The sequence below is a fragment of the Candidatus Latescibacterota bacterium genome (genome assembly GCA_019038625.1).
Taxonomy (GTDB): domain Bacteria; phylum Krumholzibacteriota; class Krumholzibacteriia; order Krumholzibacteriales; family Krumholzibacteriaceae; genus JAGLYV01.
Genome location: JAHOYU010000065.1, coordinates 1 through 12,445, shown reverse-complemented (window position 1 = coordinate 12,445; position 12,445 = coordinate 1). Strand labels below are relative to the sequence as shown.

General features: G+C 47.4%; 11 protein-coding genes. All 11 read right to left on the bottom strand.

Going from position 1 to position 12,445, the window contains the following annotated elements; all coding sequences use genetic code 11:
* A partial coding sequence (locus KOO63_04840) for a carbamate kinase (GenBank protein MBU8921130.1) occupies positions 1 to 533 on the bottom strand: 533 nt, incomplete at its 3' end.
* A gap of 77 nt (positions 534 to 610) precedes the next feature.
* Complete coding sequence (locus KOO63_04835) at positions 611 to 1,762, bottom strand: pyridoxal phosphate-dependent aminotransferase (GenBank protein ID MBU8921129.1); 1,152 nt, start codon at positions 1,760 to 1,762, stop codon at positions 611 to 613.
* 205 nt (positions 1,763 to 1,967) lie between these two features.
* The gene (locus tag KOO63_04830) at positions 1,968 to 3,506 is read right to left on the bottom strand and encodes a hypothetical protein (protein MBU8921128.1); all 1,539 of its coding nucleotides are present in this window, start codon (positions 3,504 to 3,506) and stop codon (positions 1,968 to 1,970) included.
* Between the two features lie 45 nt (positions 3,507 to 3,551).
* Complete coding sequence (locus KOO63_04825; GenBank protein ID MBU8921127.1) at positions 3,552 to 5,021, bottom strand: hypothetical protein; 1,470 nt, start codon at positions 5,019 to 5,021, stop codon at positions 3,552 to 3,554.
* A gap of 2 nt (positions 5,022 to 5,023) precedes the next feature.
* On the bottom strand, positions 5,024 to 5,833 hold the full coding sequence (locus tag KOO63_04820) for a hypothetical protein (GenBank protein ID MBU8921126.1): 810 nt from the start codon (positions 5,831 to 5,833) through the stop codon (positions 5,024 to 5,026).
* Positions 5,788 to 7,479: a lamin tail domain-containing protein gene (locus tag KOO63_04815; GenBank protein MBU8921125.1), complete on the bottom strand. Its 1,692-nt coding sequence runs from the start codon at positions 7,477 to 7,479 to the stop codon at positions 5,788 to 5,790. The genes KOO63_04820 and KOO63_04815 overlap by 46 nt, the downstream gene beginning before the upstream one ends.
* A 103-nt stretch (positions 7,480 to 7,582) precedes the next feature.
* Complete coding sequence (locus KOO63_04810; protein ID MBU8921124.1) at positions 7,583 to 9,742, bottom strand: hypothetical protein; 2,160 nt, start codon at positions 9,740 to 9,742, stop codon at positions 7,583 to 7,585.
* A 106-nt stretch (positions 9,743 to 9,848) separates the two neighbouring features.
* Positions 9,849 to 10,955, bottom strand: coding sequence for a HAMP domain-containing histidine kinase (locus KOO63_04805; protein MBU8921123.1), 1,107 nt, complete (start codon positions 10,953 to 10,955; stop codon positions 9,849 to 9,851).
* A 135-nt stretch (positions 10,956 to 11,090) separates the two neighbouring features.
* Positions 11,091 to 11,492 (bottom strand): STAS domain-containing protein, encoded by a 402-nt coding sequence (locus tag KOO63_04800; protein ID MBU8921122.1) that lies wholly within the window; start codon positions 11,490 to 11,492, stop codon positions 11,091 to 11,093.
* Between the two features lie 19 nt (positions 11,493 to 11,511).
* Positions 11,512 to 11,880 (bottom strand): STAS domain-containing protein, encoded by a 369-nt coding sequence (locus tag KOO63_04795; GenBank protein ID MBU8921121.1) that lies wholly within the window; start codon positions 11,878 to 11,880, stop codon positions 11,512 to 11,514.
* A 46-nt stretch (positions 11,881 to 11,926) separates the two neighbouring features.
* The coding region (locus KOO63_04790) for a hypothetical protein (GenBank protein MBU8921120.1) at positions 11,927 to 12,445 on the bottom strand (519 nt) is incomplete at its 5' end.

Sequence of the window (12,445 nt, the reverse complement as noted above, 5' to 3'; positions counted from 1 at the left end):
GTGCTGGATTCGACGATCTCGATAGGAGTGGGACTTGGCACGACTCTCCTGAAGCCCTTGCCATCCGGATCCTCTTTCATTATCCAACTTTTGGAGTTTATCATCTTGTCAGCTTCTTCGCTGGAATAGTAGGGTCCGATCGGTTTGGTAGGGTCCTCGAATGCATCATCACTACCGTCTACGACTACCTGGGAAATAATCGATACTACCTGTTTATTGATTTTCCTTCGGACCAGCTCGTTTCTAAGTATCTGCTGGATCATATATCCGATCCCACCCTGTGAATCGGCTCCACATACATCCAGTGGCATGGGTGGTATCCTGCTCCGAGCCGCCTCGTTACGTTCCAGGATATTCCCGACAATTGGCCCATTTCCGTGTGTAATGATCACCTTGCGGCCTGACATTATCAGATCTGCGACCTGAGACATGGTCTCCATCGTAATGGTTCTCTGCTCCTCGATCGTCCCTTTGCCACCCGCAGGAATTATCGCATTTCCACCAAGTGCCACGACATCAATACCGGTACCCACAAAAACCTCCAGAAAAAACTTAACCCTGGCGGGAGAAATATCCCGCCAGGGGGTCAGTCGTTGAAATGTATTATTTTTTAAAGGACTGCCTTGATCATCTCAAGTGCTTTCGCAAGGTTCTCCTGCGAGTTGGCATATGAAAATCTCAAGTAACCCTCTCCATGCTTTCCGAAGCTCGTACCACTCAATCCAGCGACTCCCGCCTCATCGAGAAGGTACTCTTCAAGCTCCTTCGATTTTTTTCCTGTCCCGGTGATATTGGGGAAGACATAGAATGCGCCTTTCGGCTTCAGACATGTGAACCCAGGAAGGGAATTCAGTCCCTCGACGAACATATCTCTCCTTGCCTTGAATTCGGCCATCATCTTTATCGATTCATCCTGGGGTCCGGTCAGAGCCTCTACACCTGCAATCTGGGTGAAGGCGGATGTGCATGAATTGCTGTTAGTCTGAAGCTTGGATATCTGGCCTGCAAGCTCGGCCGGCATGGCCGCATACCCAAGGCGCCATCCGGTCATGGCGTATGTCTTGGAATGTCCCTCCAGGAGGATCGTACGATCCATCACTTCGGGATAATCGTAAATACTCACATGTTTGCCATCGTAGACCATCTTACTGTAGACTTCATCGCTGAGTATCCATGCATCGTGCTTCTGAGCCAGTTCGGCTATCCCCTTCATATCTTCCGGCGTCAACACCCCGCCAGTCGGGTTCTGGGGTGAGTTGATGATGATGAGCTTCGTCTTGTCATTGACGAGCTGCTTCATCTCATCGAGATCGAAAGAAAAAGCCTTTTCCTCTCTCAGAGGAATCGGGACCGGTTTGGCTCCAACGAAATTGATCACGGATTCGTAGATAGGGAATCCGGGGTTCGGATAAACCACTTCGTCTCCTGCATCTACCAGAGCCAGAATAGAGAAGAAAAGGATGGGCTTCGCACCAGGAGTCACAACAATATTCTCCGGCCCTATCTTGACACTCCTGTCTCTGCTGATGAAATCTGCGAAGGCCTGCCTGACGTCAAGCATACCTGCAGAAGGGCCATAATGGGTAAACCCATTATTCAGTGCCCCGATCGCGGCATCAATAATGTTCCGAGGAGTATCAAAGTCAGGTTCACCAATCTCAAGATGAACAACGTCTTTCCCCTCTGCTTCCATCTTTTTTGCGCGAGCAAGTACCTCGAACGCAGTTTCTGTACCAAGTCTATTCATTCTTTCGGCCAGCATTTCGCCTCCCTTTTCCAGGATTCTGAACGGGTCTAAACCAAAAAGAAAACAATACTGTTCAAGAGCATATTATGTATTAAGAAAGGAATTGTCAATAGCGCTGATAAAGGTGTTTTCCGTTGATTTGTTTCGAGAATCAGGAGCGTGACTTATCCTGTGAGTTCTTCAGGTATGAATGTAAGGATTTATTCCCTGAATCGATTCATCAGGATGCGGATCTAAGATATCGCTCGATCTCTCTTCTGACATCTTCGCGGACCAATCCGGTGCCTTTCTGTGAGAGTTTTATGAGGGTCATCTTGTCTACATACCTGATATGAATGAACTTGCGCAGCAAAGTGATCGGGATTTTTGCCGGACTCATGAGAATGTTCATGGGAACGACCTTGTTATTGAATCCTGTATGCAGGTCCCTGCGATTAGTTATCAGGGAAAGTATCCGCAGTGAACGACATCTCTGGGCTATCAACGAGACTATCCCCGGTTTGTTTGTCGCTTTGGGATTATTCAGAAGCTGGGCCAGGAAACTGTCATTGTCAAGATAAGACATCACCAGCGCCTTGATGCTCAGCTCCCTGCTCTCACTCATATCCACCCAGTCAACATCAATTGGTAATCCATCATCAGAGATAAAATGGGAAGTATTTATTCCGGACAGATCCAGGGACAGTGTCCTGTCTGAGAGTGAAAAACCAGGCAGGTCGTTTATACCGGCTACTTTCTTTCCCAATGGCAGGAGGATATCGAGTTTACCTTCGCCCGCATGTTCGATGTACAGATGAAGACAGCTCAGTATATCCGGCGTCTTTGTCGTTTTCTGAAGGGCCGGGTGCATGGTAAGCGAGCGCAGAGCAGCCGTTCCAGACCGGATCTGAGGATATGTATGAGCTTTTCCAGCCTGCATCTCGAGCATTTCAGCCAGCAGATTACCAGCCTTACTCTTTTTCAGAGAATTGATTGTGTTCTCCCAGTCTGTCCCCAATGACTCCTTGAGAAACATCGTCGTTTTACCCTGACGCCCAGCTGTATCAGTTAGAATCTCCTGCTTCCACCTGATCTCCTCGATGAGAGTCATCAGGGATAGAACTGATTTCTCATGCTTTTCGGGGTCTATAGATGCCGTTATTTTTCCTATCCTTATAGCTTTTGCTTCACACTCTACTTTAGCTCTTTCGATAATAGCTTCTGACCACTTGTCATCGGGATCTGCAAAGGCTCTGCGTACACCATCGCTCCATGAAAGCCATGGCTTCTCCGGGTCAGATGACGACGAATTCGGCAATGGCAGAGAGACTGATAAAAGCATCACTTTCTTTCTGAACCACTCATCCCTCTCGGTCGTCTCGTCATCACTGGTACTTTCATTTGAATATTTTTCCATCACTTTACGGATATTTTTGAAATCCACCATATCATCAAGAAAAGTCTCAAGAGGTGGGATGGCGACAAAAAGAGCATAGAGCAGTTTGATCCCCTCTGGTTCACCGACCGCTGCAAGAGAAGCGATCTTGAGTATCTCGACATACGGCTGATCAGTGAGAGAAAGGAAACTGTACAGATCCTTCAGCATATTATATATACTGCCCGCCTCGACAATATTTCTGAGAGAATCCTTGCCGGCCCCCAGAGCCGACAGGGTCCCCAGCTCATCAAGATGCGGATAGAAAGGCAATTCAGGGGGAAAAGGCAATATCTTTCTTCCCTGAGCCTTGTCGTCATATGTGATAGTATTTATTGCATTCATGATTCATGACCGATGCATTAATAGTTCCAGTTTTGGGAGAAACCACTAAAAATCATACCTAATCTGAGTATCTACTCCGATTTTCTTCTGACTCCCCCCTGAAGACCTTAGGGAGAGCGTAATACCCCCAATCTCTCTCCTGGCTGAAATCACCCAGAACAGACCATCACCCTTGAAGTATTTCCAGGGATATTCACCCACGAGTACTGGTTGATAGCTATAAAAAGAAGGTCTCCCTCGCAACGCCTGATGCCATGTGAAAGACACTTCCATAGCTTTCTTTTTCTTCTTGTCGTTAGCCCGAAAAGATTGCGTCAGAATGACACCGGTACTTTCATCATCGTGTGGATATCTCAATGATAATCGCACTCTTCCAGCAGAACCTAATCCCTTTACAGCCAGGATATTTACGCTCCGCCTCGTACTTAGCGAAGGGAGGCCGACCGGAGGAAGAGGCATCAGGGGCAGACTGCTGGTAGAGTTAACTACATATCCAACGGTTATACGAATACCTGAAGTACGTATTGAGACCTCTCCTCTGCACGCGTTTTTCCAGTCGAGACGGTCAGGATTGGAATAACTTGTCTGACCAAGCGCGAACCTCCCGGAAATCGATTTTCGCAATCTTCGGGTCGCCGAGAGGGAATACCCTCTCCTGGAAGCTACATAACCTTCTCGCCCTCCCGGTATGTTCCCGAATTTTATGTCTGTATCCGGATCTATACAAAAAATAACGATTCCCGCGCTTCCCTGCCGATTCTTCCACCTGACACCTGTTATTCCTGATATCTTATCTAGCGAACGTCCAGCAAGCTCTAAAGCTATACTTGCCCTCCCGTAGTCCATCCTCAGGTCCGTTCCCGCATTCCGAAATCCGTTATCAAAACTGAACGTCAGACCGCTTCTGATTCTTCCTGCTGATGTCTCGACCCGTAAGCCACCAAGCCTTCCATCATCCCTGACGTATCTGTCGGAACTCCATTTCCCAGTGGTCCCGGAGAAGGCCATAAGATACAGTTGTTTGACCATTGCGGATAAAGCTACTCCCCTGACACTGTTCCCATAGAACGATGAACGTCTGACCAGTCGTTTGTATTTCCTCAACGGAAATCCGGAGGAGAACGGATATGTCATATCATATCCAGAAAACACCATCCCCATTGCTATATCAGGCATAAAATATCCAGCCGAGACCCTTATACCGTATTGCCTGTGGGCGAGATCCAGAAAATAGGCGAACCGACCTGCTCTCTCTCTGCGATTGTATCTGGTCGAAACCCTTATTCCCCGGTCGGCCAGATCAAATCTCAGATCGTACGATGGCTCACTCTGTGCGCCGACTCCTCTCATACTCAAGAGTACCCTGCTGTTCAACCTGACCAGTGCTTCGGTCATATCATACTGGCCCGGATCCGAGCCTGATATCCATGTCTCCGTTCTTTCTTCCGCAGACACACGGCCGACAGATATGACCGTAAATGCGATTAACACAGACAGGACAATATTTTCTCCCATATTCACCACATCCTCACTATTCCTGCCGAATAAGTACTGCCCAGCACCGGATGCCCCTCCCAGGAAAAGGCTGTCAGGATCATCCCGGATCTGATCATCAGGCCTGCAGTCACAGAACAGGCCCCCGAACTGTACCCCCCAAGCAAAGTCGCCCGCCCCTTCATGCGGACAGCAGTCCCGATTCTTTCCCTTCTGACCCCGTTCAGATCTTCATCGATGTTAAGCAGCAGATCTATATCCCCTGTACGGATCAGCATCCTTAATGAGCCCTCGCTCATCGAACCACCATCGAATACTTTTACTGGTATCTCACCTTCTATCATCAATCCTCCCCAAAGACAGGACCCCACGTGAAATGATGAGACTGTCCTGACCAGCCCCGGGTATCCTCTTATCCTGACCCATTTCATCCTGCTACATAATCCGACATACACTGGTGAGGATAATAACGATGTGCCGACACTGATTCTCAGCCCGTTCTCCCTGTAAAGGGGATGGGTCAAGACAGTCCAGTCAGCATGCGTGTGTAAAGTTCCGGGCGTCATCGAGAAACCCAGCGTGGAAACATACAGATCGGGAATTGAGTATGGATTGGCACAAGACACGGAGATACAGGCCCAAATGCTGTCAGCATCGGGACTCTTCCATGAAATATTTCTTTCCGGATATCTTGTGCTTCCCATTCCCCTGAATGCCGAAGTCTCAAATGAAGAAGCACGGGCAGGCAGACCTGCCAATAAGATCAAAAGTAACAATACGGACGCTTTTATGTCCCATTTCTGACCACGAAACATTCCTTTACTCTTCTGCATACCCTTCCTCCCTCACCCAGAAATTCCGCGACACAAATATACAACCCGGTCGGCAACCTGAACCCATTGTCCGACATACCATCCCACCTGCATGTCAGCACACTCGCGCCTCCACGTTCAGCGACCAGCCTTTTTACGGCAACACCCTCCATATCGTATATTGTGATACTGCAGCCAAATTCTCCTGCGTATCCAGATATTGATACATACAGTCCCTCTCTTGTTCCATAATCAAGACACTGAGGTGTGATCGACAGTATTCCGGCAGGAATATCATTGAAAGAACAGGTCGAGTTTATAGACCCTGGAGTCGCTCCGTCAGCAGACAACGATCTATGCCATAGCAAGCTCGCTCCTGCACTGCAAGCATCTGGTGAATACCGCTCTATCGACCTCCCTCTTTCCTCACCCCACATATCACTGTAATTCACTTCATCAACAAGAAGACCGGATCTATCCATCAGACTGACGACATCCGCGATACCTCCGGTATCTCTGTCGTTAAGAGATGGCCATCCATCGATTTGCGTTCTGATTATATCTCCACCGGACATATGACACTCGGTGAACAGATCGGTGTCCCTGGTGAGTACCATAAAAACACCGGGATCGATGATGAGAACATCGTCCTGGACAGTCCCCATCGATCCGCTCCGATCCGAGATACTCCAATTCCGTATATCAACAGGATATGTCTCCCTGTTGAATATCTCGATCCATTCACAACATCCATCGAGAGGTCTCGCCATGATCTCATTGATGACAATATCAGCCGGAGAAGGGCTGACAATCACGAAGGCAGTATCATTACCCGGGTTTTCATCGACCGATGCATCCACGATTACAGCTGTCCGCTCCAGGATGCTGGCAGGCTTCCAGATTGTAAGTTGTGTTCGGAGTGAAACTCCAGATGCCAGTTCACAGAAGATCTCTGAGGCTGGCAGGTTCTCTTCACTTTCGATGAAAAGACGAAAAGTCCCTGCAAAAGAATGGAGACCTGAGTTGAGGATCTCGACCGGAATACTGGCGGGCGAATCGAAGCAGTAAAGAAAATTCTCTCTCTCTATCGATACTGTCAAATCGTAATCGAAGAAATTTCTGACACCTGGAGACGGCATAGCGGGCACGAAGTCAAAAATGTTGTTGTCACTGTCATACCCGTCAGGTCTTCTCGCGAGACTCCAACCAGCTCCCACATCGACACAGGGACTGGATTCGTAAAGTCCCTGGTCATCCAGGTCCCCATATCCCACAAGATCGACGACTGTATCACCATCGAGAAACATTACAGCATCCGGCCCGTTCTGGAGATGTCCATCCAGAGAAAGACCATCGACTGGAGAGTAATATGATCCTTTGATTGCGAGGATCGCTCCCGGGAGTATCTCTAAACCCTCTTTACCGAACCAGATGATATCCCTGTTCCCCGTCCTGCCGTCTATCATGTAGATCTGGTAGCCGGAAAGGTCGACAGTAACGGAGCCAGCATTAATTATCTCTATGAATTCCCGACCTGTATCCGGCCCAGGTTCATCATAATAGATTTCATTGATCACAGGCCCCTCGAACGCCAGAATGGGCGAGAACAGAGAGGTACAGGCTGTGAACAGATTGAATAACAGGATAGAAACAGACCTCGTCATCATCCACCACCTCACTTCATCACGGCTATTCTATAATGGTGGACGAATAATTTCAATCAGTTTTTCAGTGAGACCGTCATTTATCGGGAAAAGATCCAAATCAGGATCAAATGAGGCCCCATACTTTCCTTGCTACCCATTCAGCACCGAATAACAGCAGGGTTATCATGAAAAGTATGAGTTTCGAACTTACCGGCTTCACCTCACTTCTCTCCACAGTATCATCTGATACCGTCATGATAGTATTCAGCCGGAATGCATCATCAGCTTCCAGCATCCTGCCACCGGAAAGTGATGCAATAGCCTTTAGCGTGTTTTGGTCACGTGAGGTCCGGAGATATTCGATCGAGACCGGTTCAACATGAAAAACCATTTCCCCCTGAAGCGACTCACCAATTCGCGAATGGCCTCTTGCCCTGACTCTGTATTCTCCCGAAGGAAGCGGACCGATGGTAACCTCCTGAGGGCGACCCATACCCTCGGATCTTCCGAAAAGAAAAACCTCCACAGGCATTGAATCACCGCTCCCAACGGAAAACAACTCGCCTCTTATATCCCCCATCTCAGCTGATCTTGTTGTTATAAGAGAAAGATCGACTTTCTCCCCGGCTCTGTATACGGGTCTTCCCGGCTGTATCCTGAGTGGAAGATCATCCTTCTCTATGGCCAGGTATTCTATAAGCGAAGAAAACAGAGTCTCGTATGCTCTGGCTCCATTCTCTCCCGCCAGCTTCCATTGCCATAGTGGAAAAACCGAAAACGAAGCCACGACACCATCCCCCACCCGTTTCAATGCTAGGGCTGGAATGGGTCGACCGTGCCTGCCAACCATGAGAGCAGCCTCCGAAGCAGAATCGATTTCCAGACCTGAGATCATAGCTGTGAATGGAGGCAGGTTCTCTATTTCTGTGACACTGTTGACCAGGGAGAATATCCTGCTGAATGTCAGCCCCCCTGAAGTATCAAGGGGGAATTCACCCGTTTCTATACGGGGAATCCCCTTTGTTTTGAATGGCATAAGCAGGCGTAACCCTGGCGAGATATTTCGACTACCCTGTACCGAATGCTCCGACCCCAGAAATAAGACTCCACCACCCGATCTGACAAACCGATCTATCTCTGCGGCAAACACCTGAGGTTCGAACAGATCTCTCCCTTCTCCTACTATCAACAGATCGTATCGAGAAAGATCCGACACGCCATCAAATGTTCTTCGGTCTTCCAGAAAATGATACTTCCTGGCAGGCGACCAGACGACGGCAACCATTTCGAGACGTTCAGACCTTTCCACCAATGTTCTGATAAAGGGTAGATTCCAGTCTGGCGACCTGTCAATATACAGGATCCTCGTCTTATCCTTTCTCACTGTCATTCGGGCAAGGGCATTGTTATTTTCAATTCTACTTTCTCCGGACAGAGGTTTGATCCTGACGGAAATCAGCTTGTCTCCCTCGCTTTCCGGGTTATACATCAAGCTGACGTGGATCTCACCTGCCCCGTTTTCCCCGTCAACAGATACTGAAGTGACAGCATTTCCGTCTTCAAGAAGCTCTATTTCGATTTTGTCACCCGAAAATCCTGAACAGCCCAGTATGCATTCGATCTCATTTGCAGTTCCTGTATAAACAATGCTTTCGTAGACAAGTTCATCAATCCGCAGGTCCAGGACTTCAGCTGTGTCACCGAATCCGATCACAAATACGGGAGTTGGATATTCGGCATCACCAGGTGTCTTCCAATCCGTGATCCTTCCATCAGAAAGCAGGACCATGCTTGAAACATTCTCTCCGAGAAATCTGCTCTGAGCCCATTCGAGTGTTTCCACGATATCCGAACCTTCACCGGATGGACCTGGAATCATGTCTTTATCGAATAAGACTCTTCCAGTGGACGCGGAAAACCCTGCAACTTCCACATCAGCATCTTTGAAGACTGACCTGATCGTCTGAAGCACATCGAGAGCCGATTCATATCTCGACTTCCCGTTCTGGTCATTTATCTCCATACTCCTCGAAATATCGATCAGAACAGGTATCACAGGACGGCGATTCTCTGAGTAGAAATGTATTATTGCTGGATCTGCGATAAAGACCAGGAGAGAAATAAAACCCAGCATCCTCAGCGATGCCAGGATGCTCTTCTTCCAGTATCCCAGAGGAGGATATGTAGTGCGATACATGTAGATGGAAAACATAACGAGGAAAACGCCGACTACTATTCCAACAGCTGATATATCGAAGATGATGTTACCTGATTGTCCTGACATTGATATCCTTTCTCAGCGGATTATTCTACATCAGGATTCGTCCTCATTCAAGTCATCCCGGGTCTGTTCATTCATTATCGTGGGAAAATTAGATACGTGTAGCCTGTCAGTGCCTTCTACGCTCGACCAGAGGAAGGAGAAAAGAAAATCTTGAACCCATCCCCTCACTCGAATCGACCCATATCCGTCCTCCGTGGCACTCAATGATCTCTCTGCAGATTGCAAGGCCGAGTCCCGTCCCCCCGCTTTTTCGATCATTCAAATCTTCTATCTGTTCAAAATCCTGAAAAACGACATCCTGATAGTCCGGTCCGATACCGGCACCGTCATCAGAAACAGACACAATAACTGTGTTCCCATCATGTTTTAGCAATATCGTGATAATACCACGATCTGAATATTTAATAGCATTATCGAGTAGATTAAAGACCACCTGCTCTATTCTATCCCTGTCGAATTCAAACAAAGGAATGTCTCCGCTCTTTTCTATCACAAGCTTAAGACCTTTTTCATCAGCAAGTGGAAGAACGACTCTTCTCGCATTCTCTACGATCTCCAAAAGGTCAAAAGTCACTTTTTCAATATTCAGCTCTCCCGCCTCTATTTTCTGAAAATCGAGCATATCGGATACAATTTTCTCGAGTTTTTCTATATTTCTTCTGGCAAGAGATACGATTTCAAGCTGGTCGGACGACAACCCCGCCGATAAATGTTCTTCGAGGATCCGGACACTTTCCTTTACTGCGGTCAATGGGGTTCTGAGTTCATGAGAGATCATCGAGATAAATTTCGATTTAATTTTCTTCGCGTCTCTCAGCTCGTGTTCGATCTCGGTCCTCTTAACTGAATGTCTGATGGAACTCAGCAGGAGTTCACGACTGATGTTCTCTTTGAGAATATAGTCTTTGGCTCCTTTGTTCAGAGCCTGCATTGCAGCCGATTCTTTCTCTTTTGATGAGAGAATGATTACAGGCAGATCACTTGAACTTCCATTGATCGCCCGAAGATCTTCGAGTGCTTTCACTCCATGAATGTCCATATCGATAAAGACGATGTCGTAGGGAGGAGTTTCGGCTGGACCGTCCTGTGCCTGAACCGATTCACTGTAGTCGATCTTTACGGTCCGTTCTTTATGTTCGTTCAGACAATCATCCAGTAAAGCCAGATCATCCTGTGGGCTGCCAATGATTAACGCGTTTAACATTTTTTCCATTATGATGGACCGACCTCTGTTCAAATCATGGTCAATCTACAATCTCATATGAAGTTTATCGGCAGGTCGAGGCGTAATTATGACAAAAAACTTTGATTTGTGAAAAAATTCCAGACTTCCAGTTGAGTCACCGGCTCAGGAGTTGAAACCGGCACTCCCGCCACCTGGCACGGGATTCTCGAATTTTCCAAAGCTCATCACGGCATCTTCGACCGAATCGAAGCTTTCCAGGATGGTCTGGAATTCCAGAAGTTCAAAGACTTCATATACATCGCCTATCATAGCGGCAAGTTTCAGGTCGCCTCCGTTCTCACGGATCTCCTTGATCTCACTGATGAAGATACCCCATCCAGCTGAACTGATATAGTTGACATCTCCAAGGTCGATCACGATATCGAAACGGCCTTTTCTCAATAGCCTCTTGAGACTCTCTTCGAGTTCAGAGGAAGTGGTCGTGTCCACATATCCCTTAACAGAGATTACCGATATTTCCGGATTATCCTTTGGCTTGGAAAACGAAATGCTGATGTCGTTCATCACTGTATGGCTCCCCTTTTCAAGTTACTTCTTTATTCTGCCGGGTATCAAACGCCGCAAGCGCGTTGTCCCGGTTATTATACGGTGTCAATAACGCATTAAATTCGAGCAGGTCAAATACTTCCCTGACATCGGGACGCATTCCCGCAAGTTTGATATCTCCGTTCTGCCGCCTTACCCCCTTGATCTCGCCCACAAAAATCCCCCACCCGGCTGAACTGATATAATCGACTTTTTCGAGATCCGCAACTATTTTAACATTGCCCCTCGATATAAGATCGTTGAACTTGTCCTCCATCAACTGGGATGTTCCCGAATCCACCAGGCCTGCCAGTATCAGGACGACGACGTCATCGATCCGCTCTTCTTCAATGTGAAGTTTATCCATCCTGTACTATCCTTTTGATACTTGCCTCACCTACAACTAGCAAACATCAGTCCAATAAAGCTTTCAGTAGTATAAAAATGCCCTGTCTGTCGTTCTCTGTAAGTCTCTGGTTTTTCTTCGCGTTAGCATAATCACCATTTATCTCAAGAGCTTTTGCGAACGCCTCTCCTGCTTCATCCATCAAAATCTTGCACTTTGCTATATATAGTATGCCCATTGAGTTCCACGCATCGGCGTAAGTCGGATTCTGATTGATTATCTGTTTCATGCGATTCAGATAATCCTCTATCTCATTTTCCGGCAATCTGGCTTCTTTCTTTAAAAGAAGCAGGTAGAGTTCGAGCAATATATCATCCGCAGGATTGCTTAATGAGGATGATTCAAGATTTTCAAGGACTTCAAGGGCTTCTTCGTATTGTTCCGATGAAAACATCTCCCTGATCGATTCGATCATGTGTGAGTCAAGGAACGGGTTGAGTTGCACAGCCCGCTTGATATTCGTATTGAACTTCTCATCTATATCACGCGATATCTCGTAGTCCTGCTTGATTATACTGTTCAACAG